The sequence below is a fragment of the Polyangiaceae bacterium genome (genome assembly GCA_016715885.1).
Classification (GTDB): Bacteria; Myxococcota_A; Polyangia; order Polyangiales; family Polyangiaceae; genus Polyangium.
This window is the reverse complement of record JADJXL010000008.1, coordinates 61,348-81,226: the sequence shown is the minus strand read 5'-3', so window position 1 is coordinate 81,226 and position 19,879 is coordinate 61,348. Positions and strand designations below refer to the sequence as shown.

18 protein-coding genes and 1 other RNA gene are annotated in these 19,879 nt (G+C 60.9%); 14 read left to right on the top strand and 5 right to left on the bottom strand.

Features of this window, described 5'->3' with window-relative positions; genetic code table 11:
* The first annotated feature begins 5 nt into the window (after window positions 1–5).
* A complete protein-coding gene (locus IPM54_11815) occupies window positions 6–500 on the top strand; it encodes a DUF4365 domain-containing protein (protein ID MBK9260503.1) in 495 nt (164 codons plus the stop codon).
* The gene (locus IPM54_11810) at window positions 497–1,585 is read left to right on the top strand and encodes a hypothetical protein (GenBank protein ID MBK9260502.1); all 1,089 of its coding nucleotides are present in this window, start codon (window positions 497–499) and stop codon (window positions 1,583–1,585) included. Before IPM54_11815 ends, IPM54_11810 begins: the two co-directional genes overlap by 4 nt.
* On the opposite strand, the gene IPM54_11805 is transcribed toward IPM54_11810, so the two are convergent.
* From IPM54_11805 to IPM54_11795, 3 genes are all read right to left on the bottom strand, one after another.
* The gene (locus IPM54_11805; protein MBK9260501.1) at window positions 1,575–2,147 is read right to left on the bottom strand and encodes a glutamine amidotransferase; all 573 of its coding nucleotides are present in this window, start codon (window positions 2,145–2,147) and stop codon (window positions 1,575–1,577) included. The genes IPM54_11810 and IPM54_11805 overlap by 11 nt on opposite strands.
* A gap of 30 nt (window positions 2,148–2,177) precedes the next feature.
* Complete coding sequence (locus tag IPM54_11800) at window positions 2,178–4,670, bottom strand: homocysteine S-methyltransferase family protein (protein ID MBK9260500.1); 2,493 nt, start codon at window positions 4,668–4,670, stop codon at window positions 2,178–2,180.
* An 83-nt stretch (window positions 4,671–4,753) separates the two neighbouring features.
* Window positions 4,754–5,434: a hypothetical protein gene (locus IPM54_11795; protein MBK9260499.1), complete on the bottom strand. Its 681-nt coding sequence runs from the start codon at window positions 5,432–5,434 to the stop codon at window positions 4,754–4,756.
* Between the two features lie 179 nt (window positions 5,435–5,613).
* Between IPM54_11795 and erpA the strand changes: the two genes are divergently transcribed.
* From erpA to rnpB, 3 genes are all read left to right on the top strand, one after another.
* On the top strand, window positions 5,614–5,940 hold the full coding sequence (gene erpA, locus IPM54_11790) for an iron-sulfur cluster insertion protein ErpA (GenBank protein MBK9260498.1): 327 nt from the start codon (window positions 5,614–5,616) through the stop codon (window positions 5,938–5,940).
* Window positions 5,941–6,295: 355 nt separating this feature from the next.
* Window positions 6,296–7,147: an RNA polymerase factor sigma-32 gene (locus tag IPM54_11785; protein ID MBK9260497.1), complete on the top strand. Its 852-nt coding sequence runs from the start codon at window positions 6,296–6,298 to the stop codon at window positions 7,145–7,147.
* 41 nt (window positions 7,148–7,188) lie between these two features.
* An RNA gene (rnpB, locus tag IPM54_11780) (RNase P RNA component class A) lies at window positions 7,189–7,584 on the top strand.
* A gap of 221 nt (window positions 7,585–7,805) precedes the next feature.
* Here the strand turns inward: rnpB and IPM54_11775 are convergent.
* A complete protein-coding gene (locus IPM54_11775; protein MBK9260496.1) occupies window positions 7,806–9,419 on the bottom strand; it encodes a hypothetical protein in 1,614 nt (537 codons plus the stop codon).
* Window positions 9,420–9,880: 461 nt separating this feature from the next.
* On the opposite strand from IPM54_11775, the gene IPM54_11770 reads away from it, so the two are divergent.
* Window positions 9,881–10,540: a hypothetical protein gene (locus IPM54_11770; GenBank protein MBK9260495.1), complete on the top strand. Its 660-nt coding sequence runs from the start codon at window positions 9,881–9,883 to the stop codon at window positions 10,538–10,540.
* Window positions 10,541–10,629: 89 nt separating this feature from the next.
* Window positions 10,630–11,841 (top strand): hypothetical protein, encoded by a 1,212-nt coding sequence (locus IPM54_11765; protein ID MBK9260494.1) that lies wholly within the window; start codon window positions 10,630–10,632, stop codon window positions 11,839–11,841.
* 28 nt (window positions 11,842–11,869) lie between these two features.
* On the opposite strand, the gene IPM54_11760 is transcribed toward IPM54_11765, so the two are convergent.
* The gene (locus IPM54_11760; GenBank protein ID MBK9260493.1) at window positions 11,870–12,769 is read right to left on the bottom strand and encodes a J domain-containing protein; all 900 of its coding nucleotides are present in this window, start codon (window positions 12,767–12,769) and stop codon (window positions 11,870–11,872) included.
* A gap of 108 nt (window positions 12,770–12,877) precedes the next feature.
* On the opposite strand from IPM54_11760, the gene IPM54_11755 reads away from it, so the two are divergent.
* The 7 genes from IPM54_11755 to IPM54_11725 all read left to right on the top strand — a co-directional run bounded on the left by IPM54_11755 (window position 12,878) and on the right by IPM54_11725 (window position 19,870).
* Window positions 12,878–13,687: a hypothetical protein gene (locus IPM54_11755; GenBank protein ID MBK9260492.1), complete on the top strand. Its 810-nt coding sequence runs from the start codon at window positions 12,878–12,880 to the stop codon at window positions 13,685–13,687.
* Entirely contained in the window at window positions 13,684–14,532 is an 849-nt protein-coding gene (locus tag IPM54_11750) for a S8 family serine peptidase (protein MBK9260491.1), read from the top strand. The genes IPM54_11755 and IPM54_11750 overlap by 4 nt, the downstream gene beginning before the upstream one ends.
* Entirely contained in the window at window positions 14,532–16,256 is a 1,725-nt protein-coding gene (locus tag IPM54_11745) for a tetratricopeptide repeat protein (protein ID MBK9260490.1), read from the top strand. Before IPM54_11750 ends, IPM54_11745 begins: the two co-directional genes overlap by 1 nt.
* A 104-nt stretch (window positions 16,257–16,360) precedes the next feature.
* A complete protein-coding gene (locus IPM54_11740; protein MBK9260489.1) occupies window positions 16,361–17,092 on the top strand; it encodes an FAD-dependent oxidoreductase in 732 nt (243 codons plus the stop codon).
* 50 nt (window positions 17,093–17,142) lie between these two features.
* Window positions 17,143–18,264, top strand: a complete 1,122-nt coding sequence (locus IPM54_11735) for a hypothetical protein (protein ID MBK9260488.1) — start codon at window positions 17,143–17,145, stop codon at window positions 18,262–18,264.
* A gap of 139 nt (window positions 18,265–18,403) precedes the next feature.
* Window positions 18,404–18,991, top strand: a complete 588-nt coding sequence (locus IPM54_11730) for a hypothetical protein (GenBank protein ID MBK9260487.1) — start codon at window positions 18,404–18,406, stop codon at window positions 18,989–18,991.
* A 30-nt stretch (window positions 18,992–19,021) separates the two neighbouring features.
* A complete protein-coding gene (locus IPM54_11725) occupies window positions 19,022–19,870 on the top strand; it encodes an NAD-dependent protein deacetylase (GenBank protein MBK9260486.1) in 849 nt (282 codons plus the stop codon).
* Window positions 19,871–19,879 lie beyond the last annotated feature (9 nt).

Below are 19,879 nucleotides of genomic sequence, written 5' to 3'. Positions count from 1 at the left end.
CACGCATGCTGCTCGAAAACGACATAAAAGAACACCTCGCGCTTGCGTACGTGTACGCCGTCGCTTCTCGCGCAGGTTGCTCGACCGAGCTCATTCGAGTCGATCGCAATAGCGTGGACATCACCGTCAAACATGTCGATACCAGCGCGGGGCCAAACGACGTTCGCGAGGGAGTCATCGACCTACAAGTAAAAGCGTTCGTTCACGACGCACCGGCAGGAGCCATATCGTACTACCTGCACAACGAGAAAAACTTCCACGATCTGCGGCGCACACGAACCCTCTACCCCAAGCTTCTGGTCGTGGTACTTCTTCCGGAAGACGAGGCGGCATGGGTCGACCTCACCCAGGATGCACTCGTGCTTCGTCGTTGCGGGTATTGGTTGTCGCTGGTGGGTGCACAGAGTCGCACGCTCGCCATCCCGCGTGAAAACGTGTTCGACGGGCCATCGCTCATGCGGCTGATGTCCTTGTCGCGCAAACAAGAGGCCATCCGATGAAAACACGCGGGGCAATGGACCAGGTCTCCTGGACGAACGTGCGCGATTATCTGGTATCTCGCGGTTTCCGCTTGTTACCCACAGGACGGACGGATGCAGGCGTGTATCGCTATGGGGACGTCGAGGTGCGTGTGCCGTTCGACCCCACGTTTGACGATTACCATGAAGCACTCGAGCGTGCAGTGCGTGCGGTTGCTCGATTCGAGCAGCGGACGGTCGACCAGGTCATAGCCGACCTCGTCATGCCCAAATCCGACCGATTGCGATTTGCGCAAACGGGCGAAGGCACTGCGGACGGCATGATTGCAGTCGATTTGGCTCCTGCGCTCGTCGAGGGAGCGCGCAAGGCGCTCCTTGCCAGTGCGCATAGTGAAGAACGCCCGGACGCCCGATATCACAAGCGCATGTCGCGCTCGATTCCCGAGGCATTTTTGCGAGCGTGTCGGCTTGGTCCCGCCGAGCAGCGCAGTTTTGCATTTTCTATTCATTGCCCGCACGATCTTCCCGACGAATTGCCCGTTACACAGTTTGGCCGTCGTACGGTCGTACGCCTCATGCAGTCCGTGACTCGCACCGTGCAGACGCTCGTAAGATTGGGACCGCAAGCCATCGTCGATGCGCATGCGCCAATGACGACGGCAAACCTATGCGAAGCGCTCGTGCAAATGATGCCTCGCGACGAACGTACCGATTTGGCGCTCGATGTGCGGTATTCCCCGATTCTTCCAGCACCGGACGGTACGCCGACGGAGGTGCGCATCGAACGTTCTTTGTATCGAGCTTTCGAGGACTTGTCGCGGATGCTCCGACCACCGCAATCACCCATTGAAGACGTTCACGTCGGGCGAGTGGTCGAGCTTCGCGCAGATGTGAATGACGCGGGCAAATTGGAAGGCGAAGTCATTCTGCGCCTCGACGCCGATGACGAGCTCATTCGGGCACGCTGTTCACTCGGTCCCGATGATTACCGCAAAGCGCTCGATGCGCACGGTCGGCAACGTCATGTGTCCGTGCGCGGTCGGCTCATGCGCGCGGGTCGAACGTACGCGCTCGAAGGGGTGTACGAATTCAAGATTATCGAGTAGCGAATTCCCGTCCGAACAACGTCACGTATTCGTCCAAGTCCGGGCCGCCGAGACCAAGTGCGCGGTAGACCTCCGCAGTAAACGTAATGGGCGCCGTTCCGGCCGCAGTAACGATTTTGCCCGAACGCACCGCATGGGGCACGTCACGGTAAAACGCTTCGCCGCGGTATTCCTTGGCAGCCGCGAGATACCCCGGCGCATTGCTCGTGTGCGCCGTTTCATCGAGCAGACCCGCGCGGGCAAACGCGAGCGTCGCGCCGCAAATGGCGCCCATGACGCAGTCGCGGGCGGCGAATTCCCTGAGTCGAGCGGACAAGTCGGGCGCTTTTTCGCTTTCCCAAATGCTTCCGCCGCACAATACGAGGCAATCGATCGTCGCAGGATCAACCTTGTCGAATGACGTGTCGACCAGCGTGCGAACGCCGCCGAGCGACGTGACCATGTTGCCATCGGGCGACACGATGGTGACGTCATACTTGAACTCCTCGCGCGCGGATGCGAGCAACTGCCCGCATTCCCAGTCGGCGTAACCTTCGGTGAGTAATACGACGATGCGTTTCATGGCCCGTCCTCGTGCAAAGAAACCAATACCCTACACCCTCGCTTCGTCCGCCACCCTGGGTGCTTCCTTCCCCCCAAACCTCTCCGCATGCACCTTCAGCATGCGCTCGGCCACGTTCACCACTTCCCCAACGTCCTTGCCATAACCATCCGCACGGATTTCCTCGGCAAACGACGGCGTCGTGACAGCTCCACCAATCATCACGACATGCGACAAACCTTCGGTTCGCACGGCGTCGATGACGTCCTTCATGCGCATCATCGTCGTCGTCATCAGCGCCGACAAACCAATGATTTGCGCATTATGCTCCTTCGCTGCCGCCAATATCGTTTCCACCGGCACGTTGCGACCCAAGTCGTGCACGTCGAATCCGAAATTGCGGAGCATCAACCCGACGATGTTTTTCCCGATGTCGTGAATGTCCCCCTTCACGGTCGCGAGAATCACCGTCCCCTTTTTCTCCACATTGCCCGATGCTTCGAGCAGCGGCATCAAGACCGCAACGCCCGCTTTCATTGCATCGGCGCTCGCAATGAGGTGCGGAATGAACTTTTTGCCCGCACCAAACAAATCACCCAAATGGCGAATCGCCGGCGTGAGCACGTTCAAGAAAATGTCGAATGGATCGGTCCCCTCGTCGAGCGCCCGCTTGACGAGTGACGGCACCCCGTCCTTGTCCCCATCGACCACCGCATCCCAAAGCAAGTCCCGCGTCGTCTTCGCACCTTTGACCGCCCCCGCCGCTTCCGGCGATGCGTCGGTTTGTCCCGGCGTCATCGCATTCAGGAGCTGTCCGCTCTTGGCCGCTTCCATAATCGCAGCGTCCCGCTTGCGTCGCGCTTCGAGCGGCACGGCCATGTCGATGTATCGCCGGCAGCTTCGATCTCGACCCGCAAACAAATTCGCAGCAGCCACCGTCTCTTGCAGCAGCGGATCAACCGCGTTGCAAATGGCCGAATCGAGGCCCACGGCGATGGCTTGCGCGAGGAAGGTGTTGTGCACGGTTTTGCGCAAGGGCAAACCGAAAGACACGTTGGACAAACCCAGCGTCGTTGCGCACCCGAGCTCGGTCCTGATGATCCGTATGGTCTCCAAAGTTTGCGCCGCCCCCTCGGGAGCAGCGCTGACCGGAATCGAGATGCAGTCGAAGACGACCCAGTCCTTGGGGATGCCGTGTTCTTCGCACATGCGCAGGATCTTTTCGGCGTTACGCACGCGATCGATCGCTCGCTCGGGGATCTCGCTCTCGGCCGTCATGCCGATGACCGCACAGCCGTAACGCTTGATGATCGGAAGCAAAAAATCCGCTTTTTCCCGCACCGGATCGACGCTGTTGACGAGCGGCCGGCCCGGATAAACTCGGATGCCGCGCTCGAGCGCCTGCACGTTCGACGAATCGATGACGAGCGGCAGGTCCGTGACGTTTTGCACTGCAAGCACGGCCTTTTCGAGCATCGCGGGTTCGTCCACGAGCGGCACGCCGACGTTGACGTCGAGCGACATGGCGCCAGCTTCGGCTTGCGCGCGCGCGTCTTGGACGATGAGGTCGGTTCGTCCTTCTCGAATCGCCTGAGAAAATACTTTGCGACCCGTAGGATTGATGCGCTCGCCGATCGTCACGAAAGGCGCGCCCGGGCCCATGCGCACGGACTTGCTCCGCGACGTGATCCACGTGCCTTCGACACGGTTTGTCGCAGCGTGAGGCTTGTGCCCGACGTCGTGAGCGATTTTTTGGATGTACTCGGGCGTCGTCCCGCAACATCCGCCGACGATCGCAGCACCTCGATCGACGAACTGCTTGGCAAAAGGCGCCATTTGATCGGGCGTTTGAGGAAACACCGTGCGCCCTTGACGCATCACCGGGAGCCCGGCGTTTGGCTGGACAGACAGCGGCAACTTCGTCGCGCGCGCCATGCGACCGACGACTTCGAGCATGTCTTCGGGACCGACCGAACAGTTCACGCCGAGCACGTCGGCTCCGCACGCTTCGAGCACGATGGCTGCGGTTTCGGGATCCGAACCGGTGTCGGTCAAACCTCGCGCGGTGAACGTCATGTGCGCGATGATGGGGATCGAACGAGATACGTCTCGCACGGCGATGAGCGCTGCTTTCGCTTCGACCAAGTCGAACATCGTCTCGATCGCGATGATGTCGACGCCGCCTTCCACGAGCGCGCGCGCTTGCTCCGCGAAGAGCTCAACGGCTTCGTCGAAAGCCAATTCGCCGCCTGGTTGCAGCGTCGTTCCACAGGGGCCGATGTCGCCTGCGACGAGCACGCGTTTGTCGCCGGCCGCGCGTCGAGCGTTCTCCGCGGCAGCGATGTTGATCTCGCGCACGCGCGTCTCCGCGCCGTACTCGCCGAGGCGAATGCGCGACGCGCCGAACGTGTTCGTGAGCAGGATGTCCGCGCCTGCGTTCACATATTCGCGATGCACGGCGGTGATCGCATCGGGCTGCTCGACGTTCCACATGTCGGGCGCGTACCCGTCGGGCAAACCCCGCGCTTGCAAAAAGGCTCCCATCGAGCCGTCGAGGATCAAGACTTCGTTCTTCAGCCGCGCTGCAAACTCTTCGCGTTTCACGCGCACTCCTTAGCTCGTTTGGTTCACGTTGACGATGCTCGAGACGCTGCTTCGTCATCACCTTCGCGAAAACCAACCACCGTGGTGACGGATTTTCGTGGCCACAAGCTCATGGCCTCGTTCGCTTGCACGCCGATGCGACCGGCATCGACGAAGTCGCAAAACAAGGGCTGCAATTCGAGCGGCACGTCGGCATATCCCGGCCGATAGCGACCGATGCGCCCGAGGCCCGCGCGCGCCATGTCTTGGGCCACGCGCTCTTCCACGCGCCTCGAAGCTCGATCGACCAGGTAATTCCCGAGCGCATCCAGAAACCATGCTTCCGCGGCTTCTCCGCGTTTGCCAAGCTCGTCGAGCACGTCGTCCCAAGTTTGCCCGAGCGTCACGGCGATGATCGCGACCTCTTTTGCGCCCGCAAAACGCCGCACGAGCGTGGCGGATCGAAGCAAACCTTGGGGCGCCTCTTCGACGGTAAATTCATCCGGTTTCGTAAGAATGACCTCGGCTGTGCGAAAATGCGCGAGAAACGATGTCATTCCGTAAGCTCGACGCATGGCCAGGCCGATGGCTTCGCGCACTCCGAGCTCTTCAATTTGCGCGACTTGCTCATGATGCGGGACTCCGAGCGCTCGCAGCACCTCCCGCTCGGTCGGTGGCGGAACGGAGTCGCTGCAGGGAATGACACCGCGACGAAAGAGTCTCATGAGTGTTTCGAGGCTGCGATACGGCTCGCCACGGCTGGTGGTGGTTCCGTAGCGTCATCTTGTGCTGGCATCTTGGTCCGAGGTTGCCTATCTTAGGGGTCAAATTGGAGAACCGTCAGGTTCGTGAGCGAGAGAATTGCGAGCGACCCTGCGAGTTCGACAGGAGTACGAGGAGAGTCATGTCTATCAGCATTACGCCCAAGGCGGCCGAGAAAGTATTAGAGATTGCGACGGCAGAAGAGTTGTTGGGTCAGGGTTTGCGTTTGCGCGTGATTGGCGGGGGGTGTGCTGGGTTCTCGTACGATCTCTATTTCGAGGACAAACCGACGGACATGGATGAAACGTTCGAGGACAAAGGGATCAAGTTGTTCATCGATCCTTTGAGCTACCAGTACCTCGAGGGGACGGAGATTGATTACGTCGAGGGTCTTCACGGGTCTGGGTTCAAGTTTTCCAACCCGAATGTGAAGAGCACTTGCGGGTGCGGTTCGTCCTTCTCGGCTTGACGTTTCGCGAGCGCATCCCCGCCTTTTCCTGATTTCGCCATCGTTTTTTGGTGTCGAGCCACGTTGCGTTACGCGCAAGTGGCTAGCTTGGTGACGCCGGGCTGAAATCGCATTTCATCGTCATTCTGATTTCTCGTGCCCCGCGTGATTTCCAGCGGCCGGGCGGCGTTACGTCGTGGTTTTTCAGCCGTTCTTCGTGCTGAGCTGCTTCGCTTCCGCCGTGGGGGGCGCAAAAAAACTAGGAATGGGGGTTGCATTGAGGGCAGGGGTGCGGGCTTCACCGCAAGTTTCGAGCAGGACGGTGAGCGGGGGTCGTGGGGCGGTGGCAACTGAATACACACTCGTGAGGGACGACGTGCAGACTTCAAGTGACCAAGGCAGCGCGATATCTCGGTACATTGCGCATATCCGGCAAATTCCGGAACTCTCCCGCGAGGAAGAGGTGGAGCTTGCCCGCGCGTTCCGGGATTCGGGAGACGAGCGAGCGGCAGCGAGGCTGGCGCTCGCCAATTTGCGGCATGTCGTGTCGATTGCAATAAGTTATCGGCGTTATGGCATTCCGCTTGCGGACCTCATTGCCGAGGGGAACTTCGGTATCGTGCATGCGATCCGCAAGTACGACCCCGAGCGAGGAAATCGATTCGTCACGTATGCCGCATATTGGATACGTGCGTACATCCTGAACCACGTGATTCATTCGTGGAGTCTGGTCGGCGTGGGTTCGGGGCCTTTGCGGTCGAAGATGTTTTTCCGGCTGCGGCGAGAGCGGGCGCGTATTGCAGGGCTCGTCGGGGAAGGAGAAGCGGGCGATCAAATGCTGGCGGACAAGTTTGGTGCGCCGGCTGAAAAGGTAATTGAAATGGCGCGGCGTCTCGAAGCGCGCGACGTGTCGCTCGATACGAAAGTATTCGACGATGGCGCTCGGTCGCTGGTCGATACGCTGGTTGCGGACGAGCAGGATCAGGAAGAGCGGTTTTTGCGGGCGGAAGAAGGTGCGCGCCTGCGCGAGCAACTCGAAGAAGCCGTGCAAAACCTGGATCCTCGCGAGAGGTACATCGTCGAAGCGCGCATGATGGCCGATCCGGAGGAAGAGCTGTCGCTTGCGGAAATTGGCCGAAGGCTGGGCGTTTCGCGTGAGCGAGCGCGGCAGCTCGAAGCGCGGGCGAAGCGGAAGCTGCGCGACAGGCTGTTGCCGCTGGCGGCGTGACATCTCGACAATGCCGTGATTGCGGGTATATTGCGTGCGTCGCAGCGGTTCAGGCAATCGCCGGCGAACTTCGGTTCGCGGGAGGAAAGTCCGAGCTCCACAGGGCAGAGTGCCGGGTAACGCCCGGTGAGGGTGACCTCGAGGAGAGTGCAACAGAGAAGAAACCGCCGGCACGCGAAAGCCTGTCGGTAAGGGTGAAACGGTGGGGTAAGAGCCCACCGCGCTTTCGGTAACGGAAGTGGCACGGCAAACCCCACACGGAGCAAGGCCATATAGGGAGGCGCAGGGATTGAAAAATCCTGAAAGGGTGGCCCGCCCGATGCCTCCGGGTAGGCTGCTGGAGGCACACAGCAATGTGTGTCCTAGAGGAATGATTGTCGGTGCGTCGGGGGTGACTTCGACGCAATACAGAACTCGGCTTACGAGCCACTGCGACCGAAAAGCCTCGTCTGCAATGACGGGGCTTTTTGCTTATGTGAGGTGTTAAACAGAACTTGGAGGCAACATTGGGGTTTGTCCGCCCAGGGAGGGTCCGATTTTGCGGCGTCGCGGTGCCCCCCAAACTCGCGCGCTTCGCGCGCTCAAACAGTGGGGCCCCCCGCGAGCGCCGCAAAATCGGACCACTCCCCGGGCTACCACGTCAGCACTAAAATTTTGCTTATTGTGTTGCGGGGCCGGGATCGATTTTCTTCATCATTTTTTCGGTGGGTCTGGCTCGATAATACAAACTTCGTTTGGGCGCCTCGGCCATGATACCTTCCCACGTGCGACGGCGGGGGCGTTTCATTTGATCGGCCAGCCCATAGGGAAATCCCGTCATCGGATCGGTGCGTTCAACGAAAATGCCGTGCTGATGGACGTAGTCGTCGCGCTTCAATCCTTGAATGGCAACGATGTCGCCAGGGCGGAGATCGGCATTGTCACGAAGGTTTTCGAAAAAACGCGTGCGCTCGCCGAAAGGAACACGCTGCGTGCCTTGGTAACGCACGACCGCGAATAGCTCGGGGGAATCTTCGGCAAAATCGGCAAAACCAATCACGCCGCGAGGTGCTGGTTTTTTGGGGGCGCTGAGCGACAAGCGGCCCGGCGTGCGCCCCGGAGGCTCGCCTTGAGGACGGAACCACGAACCGGCCGCTCGTTCGTACGTATCGACGATGAAATCGACACACACTTCGGGAGGCCATGCAAGACCGCTGGGACCGAATACGGAATAAGTGTGCTTTTCGAATGTGTAGCTGGTACGCCCTTGCAAATACGCGGTCATCCATTGAGGGCGCAAAATGCCGTCTCGAAAATGGTCCGGCTCCCTCTCGGGACGATCGAATCGGAACGATTCGTCGACGACCTTCGTAATGGTGTCACGAATGGCCTGCATCGCTCGACGATGCGGCGCGCTGCTTTCGAGATACGTAGCAATGGTGTCGCGTACGGGCTTTTCTTCGGCAATGCATGCAAGGCTTACCTTGGGGCCGTCGGAGACCAACAAGGAACTGGCCCAGGTTTCGCCAAATCGAACGTCGGCAACGATGGCCTCCGTCGTTGCATGACGAATACGCATTCGATCGAATCCAGCGGATTCGGACAAAGCCGCAACATCTCGATGAAGCGGCGTGGCAAGTTCTTTTTCCGTCACCGCCACGCGATCGCCAAAAAGCATGTCGGCCGGTTTGCCCGTCGCATCCACATATCGAAATTCCTTGTTGATCTTGGTGCGTGTGAGGGGGCGAATGGAGGTGCCACGCGCAAGAAAGATCTGCGGCTCGTCGAAAAGGTCGGTGAGCTTGACTTGCGTAATGAGCATCAAGGCATCCATGGGATCGGGTGCATATGCATAACCTTCGCGGAGCAGCAGCGAGCGCAATGCGCGCGGATCGTATTTGTGGCGCTTGAGCAAATTGACGACGCGGCCTCCAGGGCGCTGGCTGGCGAATACTTTTGCCGAAGCGACGAGGCGCGGATCGAGCGCCGATTCGGGCGTGGCTTGGGGCTCGCGGACGAAATGGACGGGTTCACCTCGCACGCGGCCCAGGATTTCGATCCGAACGGCGTCGAACGCCGGAGCACCAGGCGCTTTGGGCGAGGCGAGAACGGTATCGATACGCGTGCGGCAGGTTTCGCCTTCGTCGGGGGCTGCGGCGGCACGTGCGGGCACGGTAGCGGAGGTGCTGACGGGGGGCGTCGCCGCAGTTGCGGTCGGATCGCAGCCGCTCGTAGCGATGGCGAAGAGAGCCAAGAGCGGGGCGCTGAGCACGGACGGGAAAGCGTTACGCATGGGACGACCTAAAGACGACGGAGCGGGCAACTCGATTCCAAAGCTCGAAGGATCCGTCAAGGGTGGATCGACGCGGGCGGGCACCTGCATCGACCTCGGTCGAACAATGTCCGATGCAAAGTGAATTCCACGGATGTGGATTGCGGCATGCAGCGAACCCGGAGCAGACATTTCGTGTCATAGCTTCGACGATTGATCTTGATGCGCTAGAAGTGCGTCAAATGAAGCCTATTTTGATGGACCGATGCAAAAATACGCATTGACGAACGTGTGTCGAACAATGTCCGATCGGCCCAGTGTTTTCATTGCGAATTTCTGATTGGTGACTTAATTGATGTCCATCCGGTTTGCATCGAGGCGGCCGGCGATTGGAGAGGGCGGCGGACGCGCAACGTGCGCGAGTGGACCGCTTTTGCCCTTGGCCAACGAAACCGTGAACAACGCACTTTTTGGAACGAGTCATGCAAGGAATCGACGCCTTTTTGGATACGTACGTACGCATCGACGAGGGCACTCGCGTTCTTCTCTGCGCGCATCGTTCGTGCGCCCGTACGGCGGCATGGCTTTATGCAGCCATTTTCGTGCGAGGCACGGAGCCTGCGACCTTCTGCTTCGATCACGACGATTCGGACACCGAAAAAGAAATTGCCGCGTCGCTCGAGGATTTGCGCGCTCGTCCGGGGGTTCGCAGGGTCGCGATTGTCGTGTGCGAGCCCGCCGGGCCGTCATTTGCGCGAATCTTCGAAGAACAGCTCGGCAAAAATCACGACAAAACGCCCATCTTTCGCATTTCAGGGTCGAACTCGGGGGATTTCGAGCCTGCCGGAAAACGCTCGCGCCGCGCCGCCGACGCAACGCAGGTCCCGGAAGCGCTCTTCGAAGACGACAATAACGACGAACAAGGTTTGTCCGATACCGAGATCGACGAACTGCTCGCTCAATGTGGATTCGAAATGGCAGGTCTGGACGATTGCGACATCGAAGAAGTTGCGGCGATGAGTGATGAAGAAATCGGATCACTCACGGACGAAGAATTGGCAGCGCTCGCCGAGCTCGAAGACAGCGAGCTCTTGGAGCTTGCGGCGGGGTGGGGCGAAGAAGACTTTCGCGTGCTCGCCTGATGGGTTCGATGGGCCGGCGCGCCCGCTGAATTGATTTGTGGTCAAACGATGTCGAGCGACGGCACTTGGTCTTCGCGTGTCGTTCGGCTATGTTCGATCGCATGCTTTTGCGCGCCTTCTGCTCTCTGCTCGTGCCCTTTCTTGTGCTTGGTTGTGTCGAGTCACAGCCTGGTGGAACGACCGGTTCTTCTTCGACGGGCGACATACCGCTTGGACCGCCGCCGAAGATCGTCTGGAGCGCGACGTCGTTGACCGATGCTCCGACGGCTCGTCATGCGCACACCGCCGTGTGGACGGGCTCGAAGATGATCATTTGGGGCGGCGACATCGGCGGGATGCCGTCGGTCACGAACACGGGGGGCATCTACGATCCGGTGACGGATACGTGGAAGCCGACGAGCACGACGGGCGCACCGGCGCCTCGGTTTTCGCACGTGGCCGCGTGGACAGGCTCGAAGATGCTCATCTGGGGCGGGTTTGGAACGTCAAACTTGGAGCCGGCTGGAGGCTTGTACGATCCCGAAACGGATACGTGGACGGCGATGAGCACGACGGGTCAGCCTGCGCTTCGAACGCAAGCGACCGCGGTGTGGACGGGGTCGAAGCTGGTCGTTTGGGGCGGCATTACGGGGTCGAATCCGGTGGGAACGGGGGGCATGTACGATCCGGCGACGGATACGTGGGCCGAGGTGAATCCAGCGGGTGCGCCGTCGCCTCGCGTGGGTCACAGGGCGGCTTGGTCGGGCAAGGTGATGCTGATTTGGGGCGGAAACAATTTCTCCGATTGGCTGAGCTCGGGGGCGTATTTCGATCCGGAAGGTGGTCCAAGCGGAGTCTGGACGAACACGACAGCCACGCCGGGAGCGCCGCCTGCGCGTGAGCGGCACACGCTGGAGTTCGGGCAGTCGGCGTTCATCATTTGGGGAGGCTGGAATGGCGGCCCGACGGTGGACAACGGCGGGCTCATCGAGCCGACGAAGAACGCGTGGATTCCGACGAGCACGGCGGGTGCGCCATCGGCGCGCACGAATCACGTGGGCATTTGGGCAGGCTCGCACTTGTTCGTGTGGGGCGGCTGCAGCGAGAACTTGTGCACGGCAGCGTCGCTCGTGGCCAATGGCGGACAGTTCGTTCCGGATTCGATGGGCGGCACGTGGTACCCGATCGACGCGCAAGCGGAGCTCACCGCGCGTTACTCGCCAACGGCCGTGCACGCAGGCGACTACGTCATCGTGTGGGGCGGGCGTTTGGATCCACAAACCCGGACGAACACGGGAGCTCGGGCGTCTCTGATGCAGTAGTTGGTCAGGACAACCTACGCACGCATCATCACGCCACCAGCAAGTGGTACGCTTCGCTCACTTCGGCAAACCGCGCCGCGCTTCGATCGCGATGCAGCGCCGGCGCCGTCGCGTGTTTGTCCGGGTGAAGCTCGACGGCGAGCTTGCGAAACGCGCGCTTCACATCCGCTTCGTCCGCCGTCATGGGGAGCCCAAGCTTGCTCAAGGCACGCCGTCGCACGTCGGGCGCGAGGTGCAAAAATGTCGACGTTGGTTTGGCACGGCCACTCACGTGCGGCGGACCTTCGTGATGCGCCTTCGCCTGCGTCGTCCGCGCACTGCTCGGCGGAGGCGTCCTCGATTGCGATGCATCGTTTGCTCGTTCGTACGTGTAAAACGGCTCCGACCAAACGGCAGGACGCGTTCGCGGACGAACCTCGGACGTGGGAGCTCGATCCCGCGCTCGCGGTCGACCCACCAAAAAATCACGCGGCGTGAGCGGATGGATCCGTCGCGCTGCACGCTTCGGGGGCCCCGCTGCGTGAAACGTCACGAGCGCTTCGGTGAGATGAAAGAGGACATCGAGCTTCATGCGCACCTGCACACGTAGCGCCGCTTCGACGATCGCTGCGTCGGCCAATCGCTCGGCCACGAGGATCTCACCGGTCGATCGGCGATCGTGTTTCTCGAGGTGCCCCATGAGCACGCGGTATCCGGTGTTGCTCAAGAAGCCTTCACGCCGCAGAAATTCGCCGAGCGGAGGCGTCTTCGACAGCGGCGTTTCGACATCCACGACGAGCCCACTTCGGAGGTGAACGTAGTGCCCCGACCGCGTTCCGGGCGTGTGCCAGAGCTCCGTCAGCTCGAGGGTGCCTGTCGTTCGCTCTCGATGGAGCATGCCGAGCAGATCGCCGAGCGTCGTCGCTGACAGCCGACTGGGCAGGATCATACCTCCGCGGTATCAGGCGCCGCTGGGACGGGCCAAATTCTCCACCGAAGTCACGGTCCATCGTGCCAGTCGACCCGAAGCCGACGAGCTGCGTTACCATGCGCGCCCATGACGCACCCCGTTCCCGCCGCAGACACGAATCGTGCGGCGCTGCTCGGCTTCTCGAGCCGACTGCGAGACCTCCTGGCCACGCTCGAGTCCGCGGCTCTCGTTGGGCAATCCGAGGTGCGTGTGCGCGGGCTCGGCGAGCACTTGCGGTTCGCATGCATGGCGCTGCCTTGTTCCGAAGCGCTCGTGGCGCTCGAGGTCGAAACGCTCGGGCGGCTTCGCGTGCCGGTCTGCGCGAATGCGGAAGGGTATCGTCGTACGACGGTGGAGTTTTTCCCGAGCGGCACGCCGTTCGCGTACTTGCTCGGAGGAGGCAGTGGTCACGCAGCCGAGCTTTCGCCGAACGATCCGATGATCGAAGCGCTCGGTCCGGCTCTGTCGATCACGCCGACGACGGGCATTTTCGTGCCGCTACGCATCGGCGAATACGCGATCGGTGGTGCGGCGTTGCTTTCGGATGGTGAACCGCTCGGGGACAAACAGCTCGAGATGGCCGAAAGGCTCGCCGAAGTGCTTGCTTTGACGGTCGAATCCTTCCGCACCGAGCAGATGATTTTTTCACTGTTCGCACGAGCGTTGCCGGACTTGCTCGGCGCCGAAGCGGTGACGTCGCTTCGCGAGTCGCTCGCACAATACGTGCACACACTGAGGCTTGCGCCGAACTACAAAGACCGTCTCAACTTGGCGCTCGCCGTGGGCAAACTCTGCGATCGCGGGCCTGCGGAAGCTGCTCTCTGTGCCGAGATCCTGGCGCGCATCGATGCGTACGCCACGGGGCTCGGCGGCGTCGGCAGCGACGGGTTGGCATGACGATCGAAAGCCTCATCCCGTCCAGCCGCACGTCGAAGGCCGTGCAAGTGGCGCTCGTGGATTCGGGTGTCGACGTGTCGCATCCGTGGCTCGAGCGATCGAAGATCCGCTCGCTTCACGTCGTCAAGCAGGGGGAAGGTTTTGCAGTGCGTCCGGACGAACCAGTGGATCGATCGGGACACGGCACTGCGTGTGCGGGGATCATTCAGCGCCTTGCGCCGTTTGCGGAGCTCACGAGCGTGTGCGTGCTGTCGCCCGAGGGGCGTTGCTCGCGTGATGGGCTGCTCGCGGCAGTGCGGCATTGCGTGCGCGAAGGGTTTGACGTGGTGAACCTGAGTCTTGGTATCGACGTGCCGAAAGGCGCGCCGCTGCGGCCGACGGACTACAAGTCGATCGTGGAACTGTATGAAATCGCGGATCTCGCCTACACGGCGGGTGTCGTGCTCGTTGCGGCGGGGCCGAATGCGAGCGCGTTTCGCACGTATCCGGGGCGCTTCAAGTCGCTCATCGGCGTGGGTCGTGCGACGTCGGACGATCCCGAGTTCTTGCAGACGGAGATCACGGTCGACTACGAGATTCTCGCGCCGGGCAACGACGTGGTTGCTCCGGCGCTGGGTGGTGGTGAACGACGCTGGACGGGTACGTCGTTTGCGGCACCGCATGTGACGGCGCACGTAGCACGACTTCGAGCGGAACGACCGCGTATGACGATTCAAGAAATCAAGGCCGCGCTGCATGCACTCGCGGCCAGGAGGCTCGAGCGCGAATTGGCACGACAAACTGCCGCATCGACGCGCGAGCCCATCGACGTAGGCGCACGAAGCGAGCATGGAGGCGCGCGCTGATGATTGGACCTCTCGATCCGCTGAAGGAAGTCTCTTCGATCGCGCGCTTGTTGAAGAGCGCTCCTGCGGAGGAAGTGCGCGCGGAAATCACGCGCCTCCATTCGCTCCCGCTCGATGCGCTTGGAGCAGCATCACGCGAATATGCGCGTGGAGCGTTGGCGCAACGCGAAGGCGCGCTCGATGCAGCGTGTGCAAACTTGTCGCTCGCAGCGCCTTCGTTCGAGTCGCTCGGCGAAGTACACGCGGGCAAGCTTGCGGCGTGCGAGGCGATTCTTGCGACGGTGCGGCGCGGTCCGCGAACGGTTTACAAGGACGCGATCGCGTCGCTCGAACGCATTGCAAAAGGCGCCGGCGATGACCTGCTCGTGGCGCTCGTGGCGACGCATTATCGAGGCACCGCTGAACGGCTTCTCGGCGACGCTCAAGCGACGCAGCGCAGTCTTTTGTGGGCGCTCGAAAGGTCCACGCCGTTTCTGGAAGAGCGCGCCAAAATCCTCAATTCGCTCGGCACGCTGTACGTCGTCATGGGTGCGCACGGCGCGGCGCAATCGCTGCTCGAACATGCGGCGGAGCTGCATCAGCGACATGGTGACGTGATCGGTGAAGCCATCGCGTACGGGCAGCTCGGATCGGCGGCTCTCGCGCTTGGTGACCTCGAACGAGCGCGGCGGTTCTTGCAGCGTCAAGAATGGCTTTCATCGCGCGTGGGGGACGTGTTTGGACAGGCGCGATCGCTCATTTTTCTGGCGGATGTCGCGCTTGCTCGGGGACGCCCGGACGATGCACTTCCGCTTGCACAAAGGGCAAAGGAGCTCGCTCTCGGGGCCAAACCGCCGCTTCGCTTGTGGGTTGCGTACGCTACGCGAGCCATGGGGCGCGCGCGTCTCAACATGGGCGACAAGGGCGCGCATGCCGAGCTCGAAGGGGCAGCGGCGATCTTCGCCGATGTTGGCAATCCGCTCGGCAGTGCGCTAACGGGCTGGGATCGTGCGCGTCGTGATGCTCGAGCGGACAACTCCGACGTTCCGCGAGCCGACTTTTTCCGCCCTGCATGGCAACTCGCGACGCTCGGAATGTCGGGTCGCGTGGCGGAAGTTTTGCGGGACGAACGCGCGTCGTTTCCGAGTGATGCGCGCGCGTCGGAGCGTTCCATTGCGGCTGCTGCGCAAGGGTTGACGCACCTCACGGTCAATCAAGAAGTGGAATTGCTTTATGCGGCGCCGGATGAATTGGCGAGCATTGCGGACCAGCGGACGGCGGCGATGCGCAATCTCGCGCGGCTTTCTGCATTGTCGCTTGCGCCGCGGGGTTTGATCATTGCGGCCGCGGCAAGCGGCGGCTCGAGCTCGTCCGTGCAAACGGCGGCTCTTCCGAACGACCGGACGAATGCCGTGGCGATTGCGGACATTCCGGGGCTCGTCGTTTGGGCTTGGCAGCTTGCTACGCCCACGGTGCAAATCAGCCGTGATTTGGCGGTATTGCGTGGCATGCTCGGGCAGGATGCGCGCGTTTCGCTGGTGCGTTTTCCCGATGCTCGCGTGATTTCCGGACCGCTCGCGGGTGAAGTCGGACCGAGGCTCGAAGGTGTGAACTTTGGTTCGGCCATTTTTGCAGCGCTTGCATTACCTGGAGGAACCCTGCTCGTGGCGCCCGATATCGAATGGGATGGTGAATCGGATGCGCTCACCACTGCGGCTGGATTTGCGACCCAGCGTGGGGCGTGAGTCGGCAAAAACGAAGATGACCGAGTCGTGCTAGGGCTTGACGTGCCCGTTTTCCACCCCGATGTATCTAGGGCGGTTTACGTGCAGTCGGGAGTTCCTCTTTGGTGAAAAAAGCAGAAAACTTCGACGTGCGGCTCGTATCGGCATGCATCATTGCGCCCGCCGTTCGGCAGCTCGTGCTGGAACGCGTCGGAGGAGGCACCGTCGATTTCGATCCCGGTCAATGGGTGAATCTCGTATTGCCGCTCCCCACGGGGGAAGTGCGGCGAGCATATTCGATTGCATCGGAGCCGGACGGGTCGAATCGATTCGAGATTGCCGTGACGCGAGTGGAAAATGGTCCAGGTTCCCAATATTTACACGATCTTCCCGAAGGGTCGATCCTCTCGGCCATTGGACCACATGGGCTTTTTACTCGAGATCCCAACGATTCCAATCCCGCATTGTTCGTGGGCACCGGGACGGGCGTGACGCCGCTCAGATCGATGCTACGCGCAGCGCTCGGTCATCGTCGCGCAGTGCCGTTGTGGCTGCTTTTCGGCGTTCGGCACGAAGAAGACATTCTTTACCGCGAGGAAATGGAATCTCTGGCTGCCGAACATCCCGAAGTGCGTTTCGTCGTGACGTTGTCTCGTCCGGGACAAACGTGGACCGGGGCGGTCGGATACGTGCAGAATCACGTTCCACAGCTTCTTCGCGAGCTCGAAGTGACGAGTGGTGCACCTCCTCACGTATACGTGTGCGGACTCGAGCGGATGGTGAAGAGTGTGCGTGAGCTTTGTCGAGGCGAATTGGGTGTCGATCGCAAACGAGTGCACACCGAGCGATACGATTGAGAGATAATCCTCACAGCCGGACGTTCGCTGTCTGGTCGAGGAGTTTTTTCATGCGCGCCCTTCGTTTCTTGGTACCCACAACGGTGCTGTTTCTTGCAACATCGTTTTTCTTGACGAACGCAGGTTGCAGCAGTGGTGCAGGTGGATCTGGTGCATCCGGCGCGACGGGCGGAACTGGCGGTGCTGGCGGATCGGGGGGCGAAAGCACGGGCGTGACTTGCGAAGGGGCGCCTGCCGAGCACGATTTGGAAGGGACGTGGGCGGCATACGGGCGGCTTGCCGTAACGCTTCAAGGGCAACAAGGCGGAGCGATCACGATCTGCCCGGCGGATCAAATTGGCGAGTCGACGATGCTCTTGATGGTGACGATGAATCGTGACCCGGCTGATCCGACGAAGCTGGTCAACGTGGACGCGGTGCTTTGCGAAATCGAGCTGCCTGTCGTGACGGCGCTCGTCGGACAGTGCGATCCTGCCTCGAAATCGCTCGTTTCGACGCAAATCATCGCGCCTAAAACGTTGCTCGACGCTCTGCCCAAGATCAAACCAGCGCCCGTTGGAGGATCACTCATGGGCGCAGATCTCGCGCTCGATCGTTTCCTGCTCACGGTGGGTTCGACCAAAGCCGGCGACATGATGCCGTCGTGGAACGACGTTTCGCCAACGTGTACCGCGACAAACCTTGGACGTACGAACCTTTGCGAAACGAATTGCGTGGACGATTGCGCAGCGCTGCGTGATGACGACGCCGACACGTATCCTGGGGTAACCGTCAACGTGTGCGGGACGACGCCGGACGACGTAAAAGCAAATGTCCCATGCAATGCCGACGAACCGAATATTCCTGGGGCGACGCTTCAGGGGCGTGGGTTCATCGACATGGAAGTCAATCCACTGTTCACGGGTTCAGCGAAGAGCTCGTGCGAGCTGGAAGGCACGGTGGATTCGGAAGTACGTTATCGGCTCGTTGGGGCCGATATTTACTTGGCGGGCGCGCAAATTGGCGTAACGAGTGCCATCAAGTCGTTGCCCGCATTTCAGGTCGATCCGGCCGAGAGTCGTTTTCGAATGGTGCGGATCGACGGCAAGTACGGTGCGCCTGACTGGAAAGTCGACCCCGCGAACGCCACGGCGTCGTGCACGACACTTCTTGCGCGGAAAAATGAACTTTGAGTGCACGTCCGGCAACTAGGCTTCACGATGTCGTCTCATGCGTTGCGCATGGCCCAAAGCACTGAGCTGACGAGCAAAAAATTTCCGAGAAAGCCCGAACCATGATTCCCTCGCCACATAAGCGAGAGGAGGTCTTGTCATGCGAGTTGTACTGTTTGCTGAGGTTGCGGCCGTTGCTCTTTTCTTGAGTGGATGCCCGGGAGCTCCGGCTTCCGATCCCACTGGAGCTGGAAATTGCCCGGGACTCAATTGTCCTGGGTCGAGTAGCAGTAGCGGTGGGGGCGAGGGCGGAAGCGGAGCCAATGGTGGCGCCGGTGGTTCCGGCAATGGCGGCATGGCCGGCTCGGGCGGTTCGAGTAACGGCGGCGCCGGTGGTTCCAGCAATGGCGGGGCAGGCGGAAATGGCCAGGGTGGGGGAGGCGGGGGCAACCCGATGGCTTGTGAACCGCTCCTCATGGAAGTGACGGTAAAGCAGGAAGTGGCGACATCGTGCAATCCGGAGATTGGGGATGGCATCGAATGTACGGATACCATCGAAGGGCTTTGCTGCCCCATTGCAGTCAATGACCTCAATTCGCCGGAGGTCATCGCGTACCTCGAAGCGCTCAAGCAGTATCAGCAGAATGGCTGCATGCCCATGTGCCCGCCGGATCCCTGTCCCTCGATGCCCAAAGCGGATTGCATGGCGACGATGGGTCTCGAAGGCACCTGCGTCTTGATTCCATGACGAACCTTCCACCTAGACTTCGTCATTCTCATGCCTGATCATACGGCTCTTCTCGAACGGGCAGCTCGCGCCATCGAATCGGCGCGGGCGCTCGTGATAACGGCTGGCGCCGGGATGGGCGTCGATTCTGGTCTGCCAGACTTTCGCGGCAACGAAGGGTTCTGGCGAGCGTATCCTCCATATCAAAAACTCGGTCTCGGGTTTTCGTCGCTCGCCAATCCGAAATGGTTCGCCGACGATCCGGCGTTCGCATGGGGGTTTTACGGCCACCGTCTCGAGCTTTATCGCAAGACGGTGCCGCACGAAGGTTTTCCCATTTTGCGCCAATTTGCGAATCGCATGGCGCATGGGGCTTTCGTCTTCACATCGAACGTCGATGGGCAATTTCAGCGTGCTGGATTCGATCCCGAACGCATCGCGGAATGCCACGGAGCGATCGGTTTTCTCCAATGCACGAAGAATTGCGGTATCGGGATATTTTCGGCCGACCCCTATCGGCTCGAAGTGGATCCCGAAACGTTCCGCGCCAAACTTCCACTGCCATCGTGTCCTCGTTGTGGAGCTTTGGCGCGCCCGAACATCCTCATGTTCGGTGATTGGCATTGGGACGGGACGCGCTCGAATGCGCAAGAAGCGGCGCTTCAACGCTGGATCGATGGTTTGCCGGCCGATGTTCGCGGGCGGCTCGTGGTGATCGAATGCGGGGCGGGCACGGCCATTCCCACGGTTCGTCATTTCAGCGAGCAAATCGCGGAAGGTTTCGGTGGACTTCTCGTTCGCATCAATGTTCGCGAGCCGGATGTGCCGAGGGGGCACGTGGGATTGCCCATGGGCGCGCGAGAAGCGTTGAAGGGGATTTCTTCGCGAATCACCGGCTGATCCTCTCTC